At 68.2% G+C, this 19,694-nt stretch carries 17 protein-coding genes; 9 read left to right on the forward strand and 8 right to left on the reverse strand.

All coding sequences use genetic code 11. The annotated features are described in order from the left end of the window. Nucleotides 1-648: GMC oxidoreductase (locus tag MLGJGCBP_RS41510; RefSeq protein ID WP_236581674.1), on the forward strand; the 648-nt coding region annotated here is incomplete at its 5' end. On the opposite strand, the gene MLGJGCBP_RS41515 is transcribed toward MLGJGCBP_RS41510, so the two are convergent. Beyond that, entirely contained in the window at nt 629-1,732 is a 1,104-nt protein-coding gene (locus tag MLGJGCBP_RS41515; protein WP_201453347.1) for an alpha/beta hydrolase family protein, read from the reverse strand. The genes MLGJGCBP_RS41510 and MLGJGCBP_RS41515 overlap by 20 nt on opposite strands. Nucleotides 1,733-1,834: 102 nt before the next feature. Here MLGJGCBP_RS41515 and MLGJGCBP_RS41520 point away from each other — a divergent pair, with 102 nt between their 5' ends. The 4 genes from MLGJGCBP_RS41520 to MLGJGCBP_RS41535 all read left to right on the forward strand — a co-directional run bounded on the left by MLGJGCBP_RS41520 (nt 1,835) and on the right by MLGJGCBP_RS41535 (nt 4,819). After that, nucleotides 1,835-2,707: an LLM class F420-dependent oxidoreductase gene (locus MLGJGCBP_RS41520; protein ID WP_160103301.1), complete on the forward strand. Its 873-nt coding sequence runs from the start codon at nt 1,835-1,837 to the stop codon at nt 2,705-2,707. A 175-nt stretch (nt 2,708-2,882) separates the two neighbouring features. Then, nucleotides 2,883-3,971 (forward strand): DUF2207 family protein, encoded by a 1,089-nt coding sequence (locus MLGJGCBP_RS41525; protein ID WP_160103303.1) that lies wholly within the window; start codon nt 2,883-2,885, stop codon nt 3,969-3,971. Between the two features lie 18 nt (nt 3,972-3,989). Continuing rightward, a complete protein-coding gene (locus MLGJGCBP_RS41530) occupies nt 3,990-4,505 on the forward strand; it encodes a hypothetical protein (RefSeq protein ID WP_160103305.1) in 516 nt (171 codons plus the stop codon). A gap of 29 nt (nt 4,506-4,534) precedes the next feature. Continuing rightward, complete coding sequence (locus MLGJGCBP_RS41535; protein ID WP_160103307.1) at nt 4,535-4,819, forward strand: type II toxin-antitoxin system Phd/YefM family antitoxin; 285 nt, start codon at nt 4,535-4,537, stop codon at nt 4,817-4,819. Between the two features lie 31 nt (nt 4,820-4,850). Here MLGJGCBP_RS41535 and MLGJGCBP_RS41540 read toward each other — a convergent pair whose 3' ends face one another. Together MLGJGCBP_RS41540 and MLGJGCBP_RS41545 are read right to left on the reverse strand one after the other, a co-directional pair. Continuing rightward, entirely contained in the window at nt 4,851-5,396 is a 546-nt protein-coding gene (locus MLGJGCBP_RS41540) for a dihydrofolate reductase family protein (protein WP_160103309.1), read from the reverse strand. 134 nt (nt 5,397-5,530) lie between these two features. Further along, nucleotides 5,531-5,671 carry a hypothetical protein gene (locus MLGJGCBP_RS41545; protein ID WP_160103311.1) on the reverse strand — a complete coding sequence of 47 codons (141 nt, stop codon included), beginning with the start codon at nt 5,669-5,671 and terminating at the stop codon, nt 5,531-5,533. On the opposite strand from MLGJGCBP_RS41545, the gene MLGJGCBP_RS41550 reads away from it, so the two are divergent. From MLGJGCBP_RS41550 to MLGJGCBP_RS41565, 4 genes are all read left to right on the forward strand, one after another. Continuing rightward, on the forward strand, nt 5,670-6,503 hold the full coding sequence (locus MLGJGCBP_RS41550; protein WP_201453348.1) for an NmrA/HSCARG family protein: 834 nt from the start codon (nt 5,670-5,672) through the stop codon (nt 6,501-6,503). The genes MLGJGCBP_RS41545 and MLGJGCBP_RS41550 overlap by 2 nt on opposite strands. A gap of 106 nt (nt 6,504-6,609) precedes the next feature. Then, complete coding sequence (locus MLGJGCBP_RS41555; RefSeq protein ID WP_124389771.1) at nt 6,610-7,464, forward strand: tryptophan 2,3-dioxygenase; 855 nt, start codon at nt 6,610-6,612, stop codon at nt 7,462-7,464. Next, the gene (locus MLGJGCBP_RS41560) at nt 7,461-8,696 is read left to right on the forward strand and encodes a kynureninase (protein ID WP_160103315.1); all 1,236 of its coding nucleotides are present in this window, start codon (nt 7,461-7,463) and stop codon (nt 8,694-8,696) included. Before MLGJGCBP_RS41555 ends, MLGJGCBP_RS41560 begins: the two co-directional genes overlap by 4 nt. Further along, nucleotides 8,680-9,543: a PaaX family transcriptional regulator gene (locus MLGJGCBP_RS41565; protein WP_160103317.1), complete on the forward strand. Its 864-nt coding sequence runs from the start codon at nt 8,680-8,682 to the stop codon at nt 9,541-9,543. The genes MLGJGCBP_RS41560 and MLGJGCBP_RS41565 overlap by 17 nt, the downstream gene beginning before the upstream one ends. A 5-nt stretch (nt 9,544-9,548) precedes the next feature. Here the strand turns inward: MLGJGCBP_RS41565 and MLGJGCBP_RS41570 are convergent, their stop codons facing one another. The 5 genes from MLGJGCBP_RS41570 to MLGJGCBP_RS41590 all read right to left on the reverse strand — a co-directional run bounded on the left by MLGJGCBP_RS41570 (nt 9,549) and on the right by MLGJGCBP_RS41590 (nt 19,519). After that, nucleotides 9,549-9,998 carry a flavodoxin family protein gene (locus tag MLGJGCBP_RS41570; protein WP_087561868.1) on the reverse strand — a complete coding sequence of 150 codons (450 nt, stop codon included), beginning with the start codon at nt 9,996-9,998 and terminating at the stop codon, nt 9,549-9,551. 34 nt (nt 9,999-10,032) lie between these two features. Next, nucleotides 10,033-11,799, reverse strand: coding sequence for a sulfite reductase subunit alpha (locus MLGJGCBP_RS41575; protein WP_160103319.1), 1,767 nt, complete (start codon nt 11,797-11,799; stop codon nt 10,033-10,035). Further along, complete coding sequence (locus tag MLGJGCBP_RS41580; protein ID WP_160103321.1) at nt 11,796-17,288, reverse strand: glutamate synthase-related protein; 5,493 nt, start codon at nt 17,286-17,288, stop codon at nt 11,796-11,798. Before MLGJGCBP_RS41580 ends, MLGJGCBP_RS41575 begins: the two co-directional genes overlap by 4 nt. 409 nt (nt 17,289-17,697) lie before the next feature. Next, nucleotides 17,698-18,093: a nitroreductase/quinone reductase family protein gene (locus tag MLGJGCBP_RS41585; protein ID WP_160103323.1), complete on the reverse strand. Its 396-nt coding sequence runs from the start codon at nt 18,091-18,093 to the stop codon at nt 17,698-17,700. A 43-nt stretch (nt 18,094-18,136) separates the two neighbouring features. Then, nucleotides 18,137-19,519, reverse strand: coding sequence for a dicarboxylate/amino acid:cation symporter (locus MLGJGCBP_RS41590; RefSeq protein WP_160103325.1), 1,383 nt, complete (start codon nt 19,517-19,519; stop codon nt 18,137-18,139). Nucleotides 19,520-19,694 lie beyond the last annotated feature (175 nt).

A 19,694-nucleotide genomic window follows, 5' to 3' on the forward strand; every position in this document is an offset into this window, starting at 1 on the left:
TGGTGGGAGATCGGCCTGTTCGCCACCACCGAGGAGGGGCTGAACCATCCCGACCTGATGATGCACTACGGCAGCGTCCCGTTCGACATGAACACCCTGCGGTGGGGCTACCCCACCACGGACAACGGATTCTGCCTGACGCCCAACGTCACTCAGGGCCGTTCCCGCGGAACTGTGCGGCTCCGCTCGCGCGACTTCCGCGACCGCGCGAAGGTCGATCCCCGGTACTTCACCGACAGTGAGGGCCACGACGACCGGGTGATGCTGTCCGGGGTGAGGCTGGCCCGCACGATCGCCGAGCAGAAGGCGCTGCGCGGGTGGATCGCCCGTGAACTGGCGCCGGGACCGGATGCGGTGACCGACGAGGAGATCCTCGACTACATCCACAAGACCCACAACACCGTGTATCACCCGGCGGGCACGGCCCGGATGGGCGGCGTCGACGATCCGATGGCGGTGCTCGATCCCGAACTGCGGGTCAAGGGGGTGCGAGGACTGCGGGTGGTCGACGCGTCGGCGATGCCGAAACTGCCGCACGTCAACCCGAACATCACGGTCATGACGATGGCCGAGCGCTGCGCGGACCTGCTGCGCGGTCGCGTGGGGGCCGGGCTGCAGTCGACGGTGTCTACGCTGTCCGAGGTCTGATCCGGGCATCGATTGCGCCGGCGATCCTTCGCCAGATCTCGCTTGCGGGATCGATGACGGCGAAGTGATCGCCGGGGCCCTCGATCAGGGTGACGTCGTCGGGGGTCTCCGCTGCGGTCGCGTGGTATTCCCTGCTCATCTCCAGCAGATCCGGCTCGTCGCCCACGGCGCACGCGACGAGTTGCGGGACACCGAGCGGCAGCCGATGGAGCGGTGACGACCGTTCGTACGTCGCCCGGTCTTCGGCCCAGTGGCCACCGACGGCGGTCGCGACCGCGCCCTCGCCGAGTCGGCGGTCGTCGGCGAGTCGCAGATTCAGCACCCCGGCGAGGCTGACGGCCAGCGCCGGACGCACCGCAGCCCGGTCGGCGACGGCGTCGGCGGCGGCGCGCAGGGCGAGCTGACCGCCGGCCGAGTGGCCGAGGATCACGACGCGTCCCGGATCAACTTCCGGGGCAGACCCGGCGGCTTGCAGGGCGGCGGCGACGTCGGACGTCATCGCTGCCCATCTTTTCTCGGCGGGGCGCCGGTACTCGACGTTCAACGTCACGTACCCGCGGGCTCTCAGGTCCACTGCCAGCCTGTCCATCAGATCGAACTCCCAACGGGGACGCCAATATCCGCCGTGGATCAGCACGGCGACGGGGAACGGTCCGGCGCCGTCCGGGACCCGCAGTTCGGCGCGCTGATCGGGGTCGTCGCCGTAGTGCACGATCGTGCCGGGGTGAAAGCGGTGGTGGTACCAGCTGTCGACCGCGAATCGGAGTCCGTCGAGTCCCCGCTCGCGGATGTGGGCCCGGATGCCGTCGGAGCGGTCCGGCTCGCAGTCCCCGAAATCGACGCGGATCGCCCCGCAGGCCGGACCGGTGAACGCTGCTCCGGCGCCGGGTATGACGACGAACTCTCCCCGGCCCGCCGCCGCCCGCACGGCGCGCTGCAGATCCGCGGTGTCCGCGGCGAACGTCACCTCGGCGGAGAGGCCGCGCGCATCCAGAGCCCGGCCGAGGAGTTCCGCGGCGGTTCCCCTGTGCGCGACGGTCCCGGGTGCGAAGACGACGTCGAGTCGGCGAGCAGATTCGGTCACCGGGTCACCGTACGTACCCGTGAGGACTTCTGGCGAGGGCACGTCTGGGTGGTACCGGCGATCCCTGGGTAGCGGGCGGCAACAGGTTTACCGTGGGGAGCTATGGAACTTGGACTGCACATCGCCGACTTCACCTTTCCCGCCGGACCGTCGAACCTCTCGGACGACCTGCGCCGCATTGCCGTCACCGCCGAGGACGCGGGTTTCTCCAAGCTCAGCGTCATGGATCATCTCTGGCAGATCGAACCGGTGGGACCGATCGACACCGAGATGCTCGAGGCGTACACCACCCTCGGATTCCTTGCCGCCGTCACCGAGAAGGTGGACCTGCTGGCCTGGGTCACCGCCACCGTCTACCGCGAGCCGGGCCTCCTCGCCAAGGCCTTGAGCACGCTCGACGTCCTGTCCAAGGGGCGCGCGTACCTCGGGATCGGCGCCGCCTGGAACGAGGACGAGAGTGTCGGACTGGGCCTTCACTTCCCGCCGACGGCCGAACGCTTCGAGCGACTCGAGGAGACACTGCAGATCTGCCTGCAGATGTGGAGCGAGAACGACGGACCGTTCGAGGGCAAGCACTACCGGCTCGGCCGCACCATGAACGTGCCGCAGCCGCTACGGCGCCCACACCCGCCCATCCTCATCGGCGGCGCGGGTGAGAAGAAGACGCTTCGGCTGGTCGCGCAGTACGCACAGGCCTGCAATTTGTTCGGCGGACCCGAGGTCGCCCACAAGCTGGACGTGCTGAGGAATCATTGCACCGCACTCGGTACCGACTACGACGCCATCGAGAAGACCGTGATGTTCCCGCTCGACCCGGGTGCGGACGGACAGAACGTGGACAGCTTGCTCGGTCAACTCGAGGACCTGTCGAAGCTCGGCGTCACCCACGTTCACGGATGGGTGCCGCAGGTCGCGGCGATCACGCCCCTCGAGATCCTGGGCGAACGCGTCGTCCCGGTGATCGCGGACTGGTGAATCGCGTTCGGAAAGGGAGGCGACGCAACACACCGTGCGGGGGAGCGTCGTCCCCGATGGGGTGAGGAATCGTGCACCTCGAGGTGGGGCCGGTAGTCCCTGTGTCGTCTGGTTGCCGGGGGCGGATGTGCCGAGGATTGCGGTATCAGCGAATTCCCGGCGACGAGGTAGGCGAATGTACGACAACGGCGATGAGTACCAGCCCGATTCCGGTGAGGAGATCCGCAGCGTGGCGCGGGGTCGCGCGTCGGATGCGGCGAGGATGCGCGTTGCCGTTGCCGTACTCCTCGGCGTCTCGGCGTGCACAGGACTGCTGTTTCCCCTGGTGTGGGGGCCGACGTCGAATGCGCGTGGGCTCGCGGCGATCGTCGGCGACTCGTTCGGGCTCGCCGCGGTCGCCGTCGGGCTGTCGGTCGTCGCGTGGGGCGCGGGTCGGCTGTGGTCGCGAAGTGCCCGCGAGAAACTCCCCGAGCCGCCGGTGCGGTACGGACCCGTGCCCGGCCTCGGGCCTGCGCAGACCGAATTCGTCGTGCGGAAGTGGATCGGCGACGGCGCGCCGACGGCGACACTGCTGCACCTGGCCGAGCAGTCGGTGGTCCGGCTGACCTTGGTCGACGACGGCCTGTGGCAGATCGAGGGGATCGGTACCCCGCAACGGTGGAGGCAGATCGACCCCATTTCACGGGTGTTCGCCGAGCACCTCGGAATCCGTTCTCCGGGTGGGGTATTCGTTGCCGACGGCTCGCCGACATCCGGCTGCGCGGTCAGAGAGGGCATGCGCGCGATGTCCGACGAATGCCGGTCGTGGGCGGCGCAGGACGATCTGCTCGTGCTCGCGGTCAGGTCGTGGATCGGGCGGGCGATGGCCTGCCTGTGCACGGTTCTCGCCGCACTCGGATTCCTCGGCGTACTCGGTCCCACGATCCTCGGGGTTCCCTTCGTCGCGTTCGTCATCGGCTCCCTCGGCGTGTTCGCGGCGGGAACGGGTCTTCGGCACACGCCGACGGGGCGGCAAGTGTGGGCGGGTGCCGCCGGGTTCGAACGCGTGCTGTCGGGCCGGTCGACGACGATCGGGTCCGCCGCGGTCCGTGAATGCTTCCTCGCCGCCGTCCCCTACGCCTTCGCCTTCGGCGTTGCCGACCGGTGGCCGGCGCAGTACCGACGCATCACCGGACGGGCCGCCCCACACCCCGACTGGTACCCGTCGACCACGTTGTACGACGAGGAGACAGGCCTGCAGTGGGCGGCCAAGCCGCATAATTGAGGGTGCGAGGTGAGACCGGTGCGACAGACACCCTGGTTGGCGGCGACGACATTCGTCGGGACGGTTGCTGTGCTGCTCGCAGTTCATACCAGCGGCGGTGCGTCGAGCGAACCCGACAGGGAAGCGGCGCGCATGCTCGATCCCGGTGGGCCGGTCCTCTTCGTCACTCCGCCGAGCGGGCAGCCGGGCGACCGGATCCAGTATCACGCGACGAATCTTCCGACCTGTGGCGGACCGTGGTCGGTGGAGTTCGGCGATCGCGTCCTGGGCGAGACCCGTCAAGTCGGCAGCGTCGCGGACTTCCGCGCGTCGGTGCCGAACCGCGGCGTCCGCGGTTTCCAGGTGGCCGGTCTGCGGTGCGGGCCGATCCCGTCGATGGTGGTGCAGACGACGTTCGAGGTGCTCCCCGTGACACGGACGACCGAGCCGACCACCACCTGGTTGCTGCCACCACCACCAGAGCTACCGACGCGGACGAAGAGACCCACACCGACGATCACCACCACCACAGCTCCTGCTGACGCGGAGCGGTAGGTGCGCACATTTTGGGCTTGAATACGTACATGACGACGCTTCCTGTTTCCGATGCCCAAGCCCAGCTGCCGCGGCTGGTCGAGGAGGCCGAACGCACCCATGAGCGGTTCGAGATCACCCGCAACGGGCACCGCGCCGCGGTTCTGCTGGGTGCCGACGACTACGACGCGTTGCGGGAGACGATCGCGGTGCTGTCGGATACGGATCTGCTGGCCTCGCATCTCGCCGGCCGGGCCGACGTCGAGGGCGGGGACGTCGTTGATGCGCAGGAGCTGGCGCGGCGGATGCGTGACGCTCGGTCGTCCGAGGAGTGAGCGAGCCAGCCGACCGGCATCGGTGGAGTCCTCAGACGGTGTAGTGCAGCAGGGAGACGCCGTTCTGGAAGCCGCGGGCCTCGACCAGCTGCAGCCTCGGCGTCTCGTACCCGTCCGGAAACAGCCGTCGTCCCCGACCCTGGACGACGGGGTATACGAACAGCCGGTACTCGTCGACCAGGCCGGACTCGATCAGGGCATGGGTCAGCGTGACGCTGCCCGTGACGATGATGTCGCGGCCCTCCTGCCCCTTCAGGGCTCGCACCTGAGCGATCCAGTCGCCCGTGAGCACGGTCGAGTTCCGCCACTCGGGGTCGGACATGGTGGAGGAGACGACGTACTTCTGAATCTGATTCAGCTCATCGGTGATGCCGGTCCGGTCGTCGGTCTGGTGTGGCCAGTAGCTGCGGAAGTCCTCGAACGTCTGCCGGCCCAGCAACATGGCGTCCGCCCGCTCGGACTGCCGGTTGGTCGCTTCCAGCAGCTGTGGATCCTGGTCTGCCGGGTCGAACCAGTCGCCGAGCATCTCGATCGAGCCGTCGAGGGTGATGTTCTGGGTAATCGCGAGTGTTCTCATACGAGTACTGACACGACCCGGGCCGCAAAATCATCGCCGGCAGGCCGCGGTGGGCAGTTTCGACGCCGTGTCCTCGTCGGCTGGTGTGAAGGTGGACATCGCGATCTCCGAACGAACGCCGGCGTTCAGGTGGGTCACGTGGACTTCAACGACCCGGCAGTGGGGTGCTCGAATGCCTGCTCGGCGCACAGGTTCGGGTCACCAACTCTGTGGCCGCCGCGGATCGGGCCTGCGAGTACGCTGGCGCGGTCGAGGAGGAGAGAGGTTGTGCCCATGGGTGAGCCGTATGCAGTCGTCGGAGCGACGGGTGGTCAGGGAGGCACTGTCGTCGACGCGTTGCTCGAGCGAGGGCGTGAGGTCCGGGCGCTCGTCCGTCGAAGCTCTTCTCGCTCAGAGGCATTGCGCCTGCGAGGAGTCGACATCGCCGTGGCGGACATCACCGATCGGGCGGCGATCGCGTCTGCAGTCGACGGATGTGCGGGCGTGTTCGCCATGACGACGCCTTTTGAAGACGGCCCGGAGGCGGAGATCGCTCAGGGTGCCGCGCTCGTCGGCGCGTTCGGTGACTCCGGTGTTCCGCACGTGGTGTTCTCTTCGGTAGCCGACGCGGACAAGAGCACCGGGGTGCCACATTTCGAGACGAAGGCCGTGACCGAGGCGTTGCTGCGGGATTCCTCGGTCTCGTACACGATCGTCGGGCCGACCTACTTCTACGACAACCTGCTCGGCGGCCTCGACGGCATCCGCCGAGGCCGACTCGATCTGCCACTGCCGGTCGATACCCCGCTGCAGCAGTTGTCGCGGCGAGACCTCGGTCGGTTCGTCGCCCTCGTGTTCGAGGATCCGGACCGATTTGCCGGGACCAGAATCGACCTGGCATCGGACGATCCGACGCCACTTCGAATGGCCGAAGTGCTCGGTGAAGTGCTGGGCACACCGGTGCATGCTCATTCGTCCGACGCGGACGCCATCGCATCGCCGGACATGCGCGCGATGTTCCGCTTCCTCACCGACACGGGGTACGACGCGAACATCGGCGAACTGCGCCGGCTCTACCCCGAGGTGGGCTGGCAGAGCTTCGCCGAGTGGGCGGCCGAGTTGGCCTGAGGTCAGAGGAGCGAGCCAGCGGGTATTCGATAACTGTAGCGGTCGCCACGATTATGTAATATGGAGGTCGGAGTCCGGTACTCGAACACCAGCAGTGAGGACGGCCATGGGCGTGCAGGCCAATACCAGAGCCATCGAGAAAGAGATCGTCACCGATTTCAGCGAGCGGATGAGCTACGGCTCGTACCTGGACCTCGACACCCTGCTGAGCGCGCAGAAACCGGTGAGCAGGCCCGAGCATCACGACGAGCTGCTGTTCATCATCCAGCACCAGACCACCGAACTCTGGCTGAAGCTCGTCCTGCACGAAACCCTCGCGGCCCGAGACGCTTTCGATGCGGACGACATCGGCAGGGCGCTCAAGTGCGTGGCGCGCGTCAAGCACATCCAGAAGACGCTGACCGAGCAGTGGTCGGTGCTGGCCACGCTGACGCCCACCGAGTACTCCGAGTTCCGGCAGTTCCTCGGCAATTCGTCCGGGTTCCAGTCCTATCAGTACCGCGCGGTCGAGTTCGTGCTCGGCAACAAGAACGCCGGGATGCTGAAGGTGTTCGAGGCCGATCCCGCCGCCCACGAACTGCTCGACCGGCTGCTCCGCGAGCCGAGTCTGTACGACGCGTTCTGGCAGTGCCTGTCGCGGCTCGGATACGACGTGCCGGCGTCCGCGCTGAACCGCGATGTGACCGCCGCCTACAGCCTGAACGACGACCTGATGCCGCTGATCAAGTTCGTGTACGAGAATTCCGAGGAGCACTGGGCCGTCTACGAGGCGTTCGAGGAATTCGTCGACCTCGAGGAGAACTTTCAGCTGTGGCGCTTCCGCCACATGCGCACCGTGCTGCGGACCATCGGGATGAAGTCCGGGACGGGAGGATCCAGCGGTGTGGGGTTTCTGCAGAAGGCCCTCGAACTGACATTCTTCCCGGAACTCCTGGCCGTGCGCACCGAGATCGGGCGATGATGACCACGTCGACGGATGTGCTGGCGGCCCGCGCCGCGGACCTCGACGCCGCGGACCCGCTGCGCGCGTACCGCGACTTGTTCATCGGCGCCGACGACCCGTCGGTGCCCGCCTACCTCGACGGGAACTCGCTCGGCAGGCCCACCAAGGCGAGCGCCGAGCGGATCACCGCGTTCGTCACGCAGTCGTGGGGTGGCCGGTTGATCCGCGGGTGGGACGAGGAGTGGTACGAACTGCCGATCACGATCGGCGACACCCTCGCGCGGGTGTCGCTGGGCGCGGCCGCCGGTCAGACCACCATCGGCGACTCGACGACGGTCCTGCTGTACAAACTGGCGCGGGGTGGGCTCGCGTTGCGGCCGGGTCGCACCGAGATCGTCGTGGACCGCGACAACTTTCCGACGGACCGGTACGTGCTCGAATCCATCGCCGGCGAACTCGGGCTCACTCTCCGATGGATCGAGTCGGATACCCGCGGCGGTGTCACCGTCGACGACCTGCGGTCCGTGGTTTCCGAACAGACCGCGCTCGTCGTTCTCAGCCACGTCGCGTACCGCTCGGGCTACCTGGTGGACGCGGCGGGGGCCGCCCGGGTGGTGCACGAGGCGGGCGCGCTGCTGCTGCTCGACCTGTGCCACTCCGTCGGCTCGGTCCCCCTCGACCTCGACGCGTGGGGTGTCGACCTGGCGGTGGGGTGCACGTACAAGTACCTGAACGGCGGACCCGGCTCACCGGCGTTTGCGTACGTCCGGGCCGACCTCCAGCAGGACTTCGTGCAGCCGATCTGGGGCTGGATGGGCCGCGAAAACCCATTTGCGATGGCGCAGGGCTACGAGCCGGCGCCGGGCGTCCGGCGCGTGATCAGCGGGACGCCGTCGGTCCTCGGCATGATCGCACTGCAGGACACCCTGGCCCTCCTGGGTGAGGTCGGGATGGACGCCGTGCGGGACAAGTCGATCGCCCTGACCGAGTACGCACTCGACCTCGTGCGCGAGGTGCTGATTCCGCTGGGCGTGGAGATCGGATCACCGGAGAATTCCGCCGAGCGGGGCGGCCACGTCATCATCGACCACCCGCGGTTCGAGGCCGTCGTCCAGCGACTGTGGACGAAGGGCGTCATACCCGATTTCCGGGCCCCGCAGGGACTGCGCCTCGGCCTGAGCCCGCTGAGCACGAGTTTCGGCGAGGTGTGCGCCGGAATACTCGCGATCCGTGATGAACTCGCCGACTGAACCGGCGAGCGCGATCCTCGACGACTTCGATTCGCGACCGGGCAGCGCCACGTCACTGATCCGCACCGTGCTCGGTGCGTACGTGCGCGACGTCGGCGGGTGGGTGGCGATCGCCGATTTCGTGGAAGTGATGCAGGCGGTAGGCATCCCGCCTGAATCGACGCGCATCGCGGTGGCTCGGCTGAAGAAGAAGGGGGTGCTCCGCCCCCACGCCCGCGACGGCCGTAGTGGGTACGAGGTGACCGAGCAGGCAGAGTCGATGTTCACCCGCGGCGATCCGCGGATCTTCGGTTTCCGGCAGATGGCGGACACCGATCCGTGGCGGCTGATCTCGTTCACCATCCCCGAAGCGCAGCGAGCGGCGCGGCACCAGTTGCGTCGGCGGCTCGGCTGGATCGGGTGCGGAATCGTGTCGCCGGGACTGTGGATCGCCCCCGAACACCTCGCCGGCGAGGTCGGGGACATCGTCGACGCGCTGGGCCTGTCCGAGTACGTGACCACGTTCGTGTCGACGTCGGTGTTCGTCCCCGATTCGATGGGGGACGCGGCGGCCCGGTGGTGGGATCTGGGCGGCATCGCTGCGCGGCACCGCGACTTCCTCGACCGCCACCGCGTCGCACTCGCTGCCACGGAGGAGGTGTCGCCGCGCGAAGCGTTCGTGCGCTTCGTGCCGCTGCTCGACGAATGGCGCATCATCCCGTACATCGACCCGGGCCTGCCGGAAGGGATGCTGCCCGCGGACTGGCCCGGCGCCGACAGCGTCCGCCTGTTCGCGTCGGCGCGGGACCGCTACCTCGACGGGAGCCGCGACTGGGTGCGGAGCGTGCAGTCGCGGCTCCCGGTCTGAGGGTGTCAGCCCAGGAATTCCTCGCCGATGTTCTTGGCCCACTCCTCGGCCTGATCCTTCGGGCGAACGGAGCCGGAGCCGTCGTGCCGACCATGCTCGCCGACCTGGACCGCGCCGAGGGCGATCAGCTTCTCGGCCATGATCTCGCCGCCGCGGTTGTACGTCTCCTCGTACACCTTGTCGCCGAGGCCGAACAGCGCGAACTGCATGCCGGTGAGGTCGGGTTCGTCCTCCTCGAGCCCCTCGAAGAAGGGTTCCGCGCCGGTGGGCAGCTCGCCCTCACCGTACGTGGAGCACACGATGACGTGGAAGTTCGCGGGATCGAGATCACCCGCATCGAATTCCATCATGTCGTACAGGGACGTGTCGCCGTAGTCGCCGAGCACGTCGGCGATGTTGTCGGCCACCAGTTCGGAGGTCCCGCCCTCGCTGCCGTACAGAATCACCACTGCCATTGTTCTTGCTCCTCGTGAGTAGCTGCCGACGTGGTCAGTACACGTCGCGCAGGTAGCGCTTTTCCTTCTTGAGCTTGGTCACGTAGTCGGCGGCCTGCTCGGTGGAAAGGGTGCCATGGGTGGCGATCACCTCGTGCAGGGCCCGGTCGACGTCCTTCGCCATGCGGGTGGCGTCGCCGCACACGTAGAAGTGGCCGCCGTCCTCGAGCCAGGCGAACAACTCGGCGCCGTTCTCGATCATCCGGTTCTGCACGTAGATCTTTTCCGCCTGGTCGCGGGAGAAGGCGAGGTCGAGGCGGGTGAGCAGACCGCTGTCGCTCATCGCGGCGATCTCCTCCTCGTAGATGTAGTCCGACGCGCGGTGCTGGTCGCCGAAGAACAGCCAGTTGCGTCCCGACGCGCCCCGCGCCTGCCGCTCCTGCAGGAACGCGCGGAACGGCGCGATGCCGGTGCCCGGGCCGACCATGATCATCGGTGCGTCGTCGTTCGCAGGCACGCGGAACGACTTGTTCTTCGACACGAAGATGCCGCCGTTGCCGCCCTCGGCGATCCGATCGGCGAGGAAGGTCGAGCACACGCCGCCGCGGTCGCGTCCGGCCGAGCTGTGGCGGACGCTGGCGACAGTCAGGTGCACGCTGCCCGGGTTGGCCAGCGGGCTGGAGGAGATGGAGTATGCCCGGTGCTGCAACGGCTTCAGCAGTCCGACGAACTCGTCCGCGGTCAGCGTCACGGACGGTTCGAGGAGCAGCAGGTCGAGCACGTCCTTGCCCCACAACCAGGCGTCGAGGGCCTCCTTGTCGCCGTGCCGCAGCACGTGGCTCAGCTCTTCGTCGCCCGCCCGCTTCTCGATCTCGTCGATGAATTCGTGGCTCGGCGTGGAGATCTCGTACGCGTGCAGCAGCAGGTCGCTGAACGGCCGCTCCTTGCCGGTGACGGCGGCATCGGCCGGGATGCCCAGCCGGTCGACGAGGGCGTCGACGAGGGCGGGATCGTTGATCGGCATCACACCGAGCGCGTCACCGGCCTCGTATTCGAGACCGCTGTCGGCGAGCGCGAACTCGTAGTGGCGGATCTCCTTCGCGGACTCCTCGCTCGACAGCCGCCGGTTCACGGACAGCGTGGAACCGTAGGGGTTCTTGCGGTTCCACTGCGACCGGGTGCGGGCCGGTTTCGTCACCGGCTCGGCGACGTCGGCAACGGCGGACTCGCCGCGAATGCCTTCGACGGCCGCGAACAACGGCAGCGTGTCGGCGACCCACGCGGCGGCGGCGTCCTCGTAGTCGACGTCGCAGTCGACGCGCGGCGTGACGCGGTGGGCCCCGAGCTGCTCGAGCCTCGTGTCGATCATCTTGCCGGCCTGGCAGTACCCGTCGTACCCGGTGTCGCCGAGTGCGAGCACCGCGAAGTCGGTGGTCTCGAGCCGTGGTGCGGTCTCCGCGGCCAGCGCCTGCCAGAACAGTTCGGCGTTGTCGGGCATCTCGCCCTCACCGTAGGTGGAGGTGACGACGAGGACGCGCTGCATCGCGGCGAGTGCGTCCGTGTCGACGTCGTCGAGGGCGCTCACGACCGGCGCGAAACCGTGCGAACGTGCCGCGGCCGCAGCGTCTTCCGCGACACCCTCGGCGTTCCCGGTCTGGCTGCCGTACAGCACGTGCATGGCGGGCAGCTGCCCACCGGCGGCGGCGGGCGCGTCGGAGCCGCCGACGACGAGACGCGAGCTCATTCCGGCGAGGAAGCCGGTGAGCCAGACGCGCTGGTCTTCACTGAACGGGGCGTCCTGGGGGATGTAGGGCAATTTCATGAGGGCACCACGTCTCTCGCAGGGATCAGATCGGGGAGGGCGTGCTGCGCGAACAGCTCCTCGAAACCGGGCAGCCGGCCGATCTTGTCGACGTTCTTCGCATCCTGGTGCAGGATCCAGCCATACGTGCCGGGGGCGTCGATGGACCGGACGTTGCGGCGGCGCAGCGCATCCTTGTAGTCGGCGAGCCGCTTGGCCGCGACCATCACGGCCAGATCCTCGTCGCTGTAGTCCTTCAACGCTTCCCGTGCGTACCGCTGCAACCGCTGCATGAGGAAGAAGTCCTCGGTGAGCAGCAGGTTGCGGACGGCCTTGTCGACGGCCGGGTCGGACGGATCGGTGACACCGGGCAGCTTGGACAGCGCCATCTCCTGCGCCGCGTTCAGCACGGTGTAGTTGTTCAGCAGCGCGAACATCGCCTCGGTGTCGGCCTCGCCGTAGCCGGGGACGGCGCCGTCCAGCACGGCGTGACCGTCCCGGTAGTCCAGCTTGAACTTGCGCACCTGGTGCCCGACCAGCGCGGCGGCCAGTTCGTCGGCCAGGTCCTTGCGGGGCTTGGCCTTCAGGATCTCGTCGCTGTCCTGGTACTGCAGCAGCGCGCGCGGCATGCCGTACACGAAGTGGTGCTGCTCGGTCTCCCAGTTCTCCAGCAGCCACGCCGCCTTGGCGGAGCCGGTGGCCTCGAGGTGCCACCCGAGCAGCACGTGCACGGCCTGACGGTGCAGCGCGGCGTGCTCGTCGTCGCCGGTGATCGACCCGAGCAGGATCGAGTCCGCGCTGGCCTTGCCGGGCAGCTTGTTCTCGGGGTCGTACTGGTAGACGAAGCCACCGCTCATGCCGTTGCCGACGCCCTTGCCGAAGCCGCCGAGGTTGAGGACGGCGCCGTTGGTCATGTACTCGCAGGCGAAGTCGCCGACACCCTCGACGACCGCGGTGGCACCCGAGTTGCGCACGGCGAAGCGGTCACCCGCCTGGCCCTCGACGAAAGTGCGGCCACCGGTCGCGCCGAACAGCGCGAAGTTGCCGATCAGCACGTTGCCGCCGTGGCGGTCCGAACCGCCGCCGGGGGAGCGCACGACGATGCTGCCGCCGTTGGCGCCCTTGCCGACGCCGTCGTTGGCGGTGCCGGTGTGGACCAGGGCCATGCCGTCGTTGCAGAACGCGCCGTACGACAGGCCCGCGGACCCGGACGTCGCGATCCGGACACTGCCGTCGCGCAGGTAGCCACGGCCGCGTTCGTCGCGGAGCACGGCGGGCAGCGCGACCTCGGTGAGCTCGTGATTGAGCATCCGCTCGATGTCGACCGCCAGCTGAGCGCCGACGCTCTTGTTGCGGTTGCTCAGATGCACGCCGTCGCCGAGTTCGACGGTGGCCTCGCCCTGCTCGATCAGCGCGGCACGCAGCTGCACGAGCCAGCCGTCGTCGAGCGTGTAGTCCTTCTCCAGGTACACCGGATCGCCGATGGTGACCTCGTCGACCACGGCGAGCATCGCGCGCAGGTCGAGCTGGCCGACGCTGGACGGGTGGTCCAGCAGCTGCAGCAGATCCGAACGTCCCCGGGCCTCGCGCAGCGAGGACATGCCCAGTTCCGCCAGCACCTCACGGGTCTCGTGCGCGATGTTGAGCAGGTACTGCGCCATCGCGCGCGGGTCGCCGTCGAACAGCTCGGGGTTGGTGGTCAGGCCGGCCGGGCACTTGATGTTGCAGTTCTTGGCCATGACGCACTTGAGCATCATCAGGGCGGTGGTGCCGAACTCGAAGCTGTCCGCGCCGAGCAGCGCCGACTTCACCACGTCGCTGGCCGTCTGGTGCGCACCGGAACAGCGGAGCAGCACCTTCTGCCGCAAACCGTTGGCGCACAGCGCCTGATGGACCTCGGCGACGCCGATCTCCGCCGACCGTCCGGCGTACTTGAGGCTCGTCACCGCGGCGGCGCCGGTGCCACCGGTGTTGCCTGCCACATTGATGACGTCGGCCCCGGCCTTCGCGACACCGACCGCGATGGTGCCGATGCCCTCCGAGGACACGAGCTTCACGATGACGCGGACCCGCGCCGCCTTGCAGTCGTGGATCAGCTGCGCGAGGTCCTCGATCGAGTACGTGTCGTGATGCGGTGGGGGAGAGACGAGTTCGACGCCGGGAGTGCCGCCGCGCGCGGCCGCGATCTCGACGGTCACCTTCGGTGCGGGCAGCTGCCCGCCCTCGCCGGGCTTGGCGCCCTGCGCGATCTTGATCTCGAGTTCCTCGAGCATCGGGTCGGCGAGGTAGCCGGCCCACACACCGAAGCGGCCCGACGCGAACTGCTTGATCCGGGAACCGCGGATGGTGCCGTAGCGGGAGATGTGCTCGCCGCCCTCACCGCTGTTCGACATGCCGCCGACCATGTTGGTGCCGTGCGCGACGGCCTCGTGCGCGTTGGAGTTCAGCGCGCCGTGGCTCATGGCGCCGGACGTGAGGAACGGGGTGATGTCGCTGGCCTTCTGCACCCGGTCGATCGGCAGGCTCGCCGGAGCGGTGCGCAGCAGCGACAGGCACCGCAGCGCCTCACCGGACGTGCGCACGAGCAGCGCGTCGCCGTCGACGCGGTGCTCGCGCAGGTCGTCACCGAACCGCATCACCAGCGACTCGCCGAGCGCCGCGAGCACGGAGGCCTCGCCCGCGTGAGGGCCGGTGAGCCGGAGCCGGAACCCGTCGTCGCCAACGGCCTCGGATGCGAGTCCGCGCACCGCGAAGCTGTTGTTGCCCTTGCGGGAGAAGCGGCCCATCTGCTTGCGGAACTCGGCCGCCGTGGTGAGGAACGTGACATCGGCGGGCAGATCCAGGACGTCGCGCAGCGCTACGGGACGACGGGTTCGCTCGTCGGCCATCGTCCGCGCAAACGCACGGTAGCCGGGGGTGATCTCGAAGCGGTCGATCGCCTCCTGCGTCAACTTCTGGAAACCGGCGTTGCGGTAGGCGTCGTCGTCGAGACCGAACGCGTCCTCGAGCCGGTTCAGCGGCAGCAGTCGCAGCGACTCCGTGTGGTCCTGCGTGCCCGCCGTGTCGAACGCGATGGGTTCCTCGGTGAGGTCGACGAAGCCGCGCACGGCCGCCGTGCCGTACGAGTGGCCCGCGCCCTCCGCGCGCTCCTTGAACAGGCCGAGCAGCGGGACGTCCTTCTCCCCGGTGACCGACAGCGCACGCTGGTGCCAGTCCGCGACGGCCTGCGCGATGACGGCGAACCCGACACCGCCGACCGGCGTCTTCACATTCGCGAAGTAGCGGCGCAGCACCCGATCGTCCGTGTCGAGGTAGTTGGGTTCGAAGAACTCGCCGCCGATGTAGCTCTCGGCGGTGCACAGGCCGACCCGGCCCATCGTCTTCATCAGCGACTTCTCGGCGGCCTTCGCGAACCGCTTGAACGCCTGGTCGGCGTCGTCGGCGAACTTCTCCTCGGCGCGCAGACGGACGGCTAGGGGGTAGATCGCGGCCGCGCCGAAACCGAGGGCGGCGGCGACGTGGTGCGAAGACGAGATCTGACCGCTCTCGGCGACGACGGACACCCGCAGACGCAGGCCCTCCTCGATCAGCCGCTGGTTGACCGCGGAGATCGCCACGATCATCGGCAGCGCCGCACGGTCGGTGGCCACGTGACGGTCGGTGAGGATCGCGATGCCGCCCTGCTCGCGGGCGAACGTCTCCACCTCGTCGCAGAGACCGTCGACCGCGGCCTCCAGCGCCGCCGCGTTGGCGGCGGAGTCGCCGTGCACCGGGGTGTACAGCATCGGGAACCGCTGGACCGGTGTCTCGGTCTGCTTGCGGATCCGCAGCATGTCCATGTGGGTGAGGATCGGCGAGGGCACCACGATCTGCGGCGCCGACTGTGCGCCACTGTTCGGCTTGGCGCCCAGCGCGACGCGCAGCGTCATGCCGTCGGCCTCACGGATGCTGTCCAGCGACGGGTTGGTCACCTGCGCGAAACGCTGCGAGAAGTACTTGGCGACACCACCCTCCTGATCGGAGAGCGCGTTGATGGCGTTGCCGTAGCCCATCGCGGAGATCTTCTCCTGACCCGACGCGAGCATCGGGTCCATCATGAACTTGAAGCTTTCCTGGTTGTGCGAGTACGCGACGTACCGCTGGGTGCGCTCGAGGTCGCCGTTGTAGCGCAGCGGACCCGGCTCGGCCTCGACCTCGGGCAGCGCCTCGATGGTCCGGCGGGCCTCCGCGACGAGCGTGGGGTAGTCGTTGCGGGCGGCGAGCAGTTCCAGCGCCTCGTCGGTGGAGTACGAGCGGCCCACGCGGTGGTCGAAGTACAGCATCCCGCCGGCCTCGATGCGTCCGCGGTGCAGCACGGTGTTCGGGTCGAAGTCGATCTGCCCGGCCTCCGACGTGACGCACAGGTACTCGTCCGTCTCCACCGAACGCAGCGGACGCAGACCGAGCCGGTCGAGCCGGGCGCCGACGACGATGCCGTCACCGAAGATCAGCGCGGCCGGACCGTCGTTCTTCTCCTCGTACAGCGAGAAGTACTCGAGCATCGCCCGCACCTCGGGCGACAGGGTGGAATCGTTCTCCCACGCCGGCGGCATCATCGACACGACGGCGGTCACCAGGTCCAGGCCGTCCTCCACGACGCGGCTCTGCAGCGTCTGGTCGAGGCGACAACTGTCGGACTGACCGTGCGGACGGACGATCTCTCGGTTGCGGGCACGGGCGAGAGCCGTCTCGGACAGCCGGTTCTTCTTGTCGGTGTTGAGCTCACCGTTGTGCGCCATCAGACGGAACGGCTGCGCCATCGTCGGATGCGGGTCGGTGTTGGTGGAGAACCGGGTGTGGAAGTACAGGGTGTGGATGGCGTGCGCCGGGTCGACGAGGTCCTGGAAGTAGGGCATCACCTCGTTCGAGTTGAGGCGGCCCTTGAGCACCTGCGTGCGGGCGCTGAGCGACAGCGGGTACAGCCCGGCCAGGTCCGGCTGGGTGTACGCGACGGCCTCGATCGCGAGGAGGGCGTCGTGGATGCGGCGGTCGAACTCGGCCTCGTCGGCGCACGCGTCGGGCGTGGTGAACACCCACTGCCGGATCGGCAGCTGGTGCCGGATCGCGGCGGGCCGGAGCACGGTGGCGTCGACGGGCACGTCCCGCTCGAGCAGCACCCGGAACCCCTGCTCGGCGAGAGCACGCTCGATGACGGCCTCCGCGTCGCGGTGGAACGCGACGTCGGTGGGGAGGAAGAAGTTGCCGACCCCGAAGCGGCCCGCCTCGAGCTCGCCGTCACCGGTCAGGGCGCGGAAGAACGGCACAGACAGGTCGACGCACACGCCGGCGCCGTCGCCGACACCCTCGGCGGACATGCCACCGCGGTGAGGAACGGCACACAGGGCCTCGTGGCCGCGGAGGAGGACGTCATGGGTCTGAATGCCGTCCTTGCGGGTAATGAAGCCCACGCCGCAGCTGCTCTTGTCGAGCGTCCTGTCGTACAGGCCGGACTCGGTGGCACTCGTGTTCAACCGACTGTCTCCTCGCGATACTCGCCGAATGGGGGTCCGTGCTGGACGCACGGGTGGCGTCGGCGAGAGGATCACGGCAGAGAACCGGCCCCGTACCGATGCGCCGGTGAGGCAGACGTCGTTGTCTGAAATGCGGACTTTGGCATGTCCACGCGAAACCGCAGATTAGCGGAGGCTAAGTCCGATCTGCAAGCTGCTCGATTCGAGCGCGACGAGCGGTAGCAAATCTGCGCCCGGCGTGGTGGCCGAACGCGTAGTTGCGAACATCACACCTGGCCAGGCCGCAAAACGTGCATGCCCGAACGGCCGTTCGGACTGACTGGTCCGTAGATGCTCAGCGATTGTTTGGATGCGGGCGCTATTGCGTGTGCGGATGACTATTCGGTGGGCGTTTGTGGGGGTTCGAGTCTCAGTCGGTGAGATCGATCCGGACCGTCAGAAGGTCGGTGCCGACCGCGCGGACGGCGGTGCTGTTCATCCGGGGCAGCTGCGCCAGCCGGACCCTCGTGTCGTCGTCGGGCAGCGGGGTCGCCGTGCCCGTGTGCCACCGGCCGTGGATCCGCAGGCGAACGGCATTGTTCGCACGGATGTTGCGGATGTAGTTCGACTTCTCCCCGAATTCGGACACCAGCCAGAACTCGGTGCCCGTGCGCCGGCCGCCGATGGGCGTGACGCGGGGCTGCCCGCTGACCCGGCCGGTGGTCTCGAGGAGGGTCTGGCCCGACAGTCGCGCGGTGAGCGGGTTGGCGACGTGCCGCTGGAACTGCGTGACGATCCGTCGTTTGATCGTGCTGAGGTCGGCCATGACGAGAGCCTTCCACGTGGGGAAGGCTCTCGTCGAGCGTTCGCTACGCGGCGACGACCGTGTCGTCGTCCTGGAACGGGTCGCCGGTGCGCTCGGCGTTGTAGCGGGCTTCGTCGAGGATGCCCTCCCGCTTGGCGACGATGGTGGGGACGAGTGCCTGACCGGTGACGTTCACCGCGGTACGTCCCATGTCGACGATCGGCTCGACCGCGAGAAGCAGGCCGACGCCGGCGAGGGGAAGTCCCAGCGTCGACAGCGTGAGCGTCAGCATGACCGTGGCTCCGGTGGTGCCTGCGGTGGCCGCGGAACCGATGACCGACACCACGATGATCAGCAGGTAGTCGGTGAACGACAAAGGCACACCGTAGAACTCGGCGACGAAGATCGCTGCGATCGCGGGATAGATCGCGGCGCAGCCGTCCATCTTGGTGGTCGACCCGAGCGGCACGGCGAACGACGCGTACTCGCGGGGGACACCGAGATTGCGTTCGGTGACCCGCTCGGTGAGAGGCAGGGTACCGATCGACGACCGTGACACGAAGCCGAGTTGTGTGGCAGGCCACACGCCGGAGTAGAAGGCGCGCACCGACAGTCCGTGCGCGCGAATCAGGACGGGGTAGACGACGAAGAACACGATGGCCAGGCCGACGTACACGGCGGCGGTGAACCAGCCGAGGGAGCCGATGGCGTCCCAGCCGTACGTGGCGACGGCGTTTGCGATCAGTGCCGCGGTCCCGATCGGCGCGAGACGGATGATCCACCACAGCACCTTCTGCACGATCGCAAGGAGCGATGCGTTGAACTGCAGGAACGGTTCGGCTTTCGCCCCGACCTTCAGGGCGGCGATGCCGATCGCAGCCGCGACGACGAGCAGTTGCAGCACGTTGAAGCTCAGCGACGTGCTGGCCGCGCCCTCGGCGACGGTGGTCTTCGCGTTCAGTCCGAGGAAGTTGCTGGGGACCAGACCGGTGATGAACGCCCACCACGAACCGGTGGTGCCGGGCGCCTTCTCGGTGGCCGCGCTGACGCCGGTGCGGGCTCCGGGCTGGGTGATCGACCCGACGACGATCCCGATGATCACGGCGATGAACGCGGTGATCGCGAACCACAGCAGCGTCTGCACGGCCAGGCGCGCGGCGTTGGCCACCTCGCGCAGGTTCGCGATCGAGCTGACGATGGCGGTGAACACCAGCGGAATCACCGCGACGGTAAGCAGTTTCACATAACTGGAACCGATGGTGTGGACGGTTCCGACGAGCCAGTTCTCGTTGCCGTCGGCGGCGACGGGCATGGCGCGGGCGATGAGACCGAGGACGACGCCGACGACGAGTCCGGTGACGATCTGGGGGCCGAACGATGTGGCCCACTGGGGGAGTCGGCGCCGAGAGGTGGTCTCGGCGCGCGTGGACAGCGCGGGGCTGGGCATGGGTGTGCCTTTCGCATGGGGCCGTGTGACTGCGCCCGGTGGGGCGGGTACGGCGAGAGAGAGTCCTGAGTGATGCGGTGCGTCAGCGCGAGCGCGGACAGATGGCACTCGCCTGCAGGCGGAGGTCGACGTAACGCCGAGAGGTCAGGAGCAACACTGCGGGAACATTACTCCC

This window comes from Rhodococcus sp. T7 (assembly GCF_009872365.1).
Classification (GTDB): Bacteria; Actinomycetota; Actinomycetes; order Mycobacteriales; family Mycobacteriaceae; genus Rhodococcus_F.

What these genes read in the sequence shown, in the direction of transcription:
- MLGJGCBP_RS41520 (WP_160103301.1), top strand. Translation starts at nt 1,835, where the DNA reads ATGGAACTTGGACTGCACATCGCCGACTTCACCTTTCCCGCCGGACCG.
- MLGJGCBP_RS41525 (WP_160103303.1), top strand. Translation starts at nt 2,883, where the DNA reads ATGTACGACAACGGCGATGAGTACCAGCCCGATTCCGGTGAGGAGATC.
- MLGJGCBP_RS41535 (WP_160103307.1), top strand. Translation starts at nt 4,535, where the DNA reads ATGACGACGCTTCCTGTTTCCGATGCCCAAGCCCAGCTGCCGCGGCTG.
- MLGJGCBP_RS41540 (WP_160103309.1), bottom strand. Translation starts at nt 5,396, where the DNA reads ATGAGAACACTCGCGATTACCCAGAACATCACCCTCGACGGCTCGATC.
- MLGJGCBP_RS41550 (WP_201453348.1), top strand. Translation starts at nt 5,670, where the DNA reads ATGGGTGAGCCGTATGCAGTCGTCGGAGCGACGGGTGGTCAGGGAGGC.
- MLGJGCBP_RS41545 (WP_160103311.1), bottom strand. Translation starts at nt 5,671, where the DNA reads ATGGGCACAACCTCTCTCCTCCTCGACCGCGCCAGCGTACTCGCAGGC.
- MLGJGCBP_RS41555 (WP_124389771.1), top strand. Translation starts at nt 6,610, where the DNA reads ATGGGCGTGCAGGCCAATACCAGAGCCATCGAGAAAGAGATCGTCACC.
- MLGJGCBP_RS41560 (WP_160103315.1), top strand. Translation starts at nt 7,461, where the DNA reads ATGATGACCACGTCGACGGATGTGCTGGCGGCCCGCGCCGCGGACCTC.
- MLGJGCBP_RS41565 (WP_160103317.1), top strand. Translation starts at nt 8,680, where the DNA reads ATGAACTCGCCGACTGAACCGGCGAGCGCGATCCTCGACGACTTCGAT.
- MLGJGCBP_RS41570 (WP_087561868.1), bottom strand. Translation starts at nt 9,998, where the DNA reads ATGGCAGTGGTGATTCTGTACGGCAGCGAGGGCGGGACCTCCGAACTG.
- MLGJGCBP_RS41575 (WP_160103319.1), bottom strand. Translation starts at nt 11,799, where the DNA reads ATGAAATTGCCCTACATCCCCCAGGACGCCCCGTTCAGTGAAGACCAG.
- MLGJGCBP_RS41585 (WP_160103323.1), bottom strand. Translation starts at nt 18,093, where the DNA reads ATGGCCGACCTCAGCACGATCAAACGACGGATCGTCACGCAGTTCCAG.
- MLGJGCBP_RS41590 (WP_160103325.1), bottom strand. Translation starts at nt 19,519, where the DNA reads ATGCCCAGCCCCGCGCTGTCCACGCGCGCCGAGACCACCTCTCGGCGC.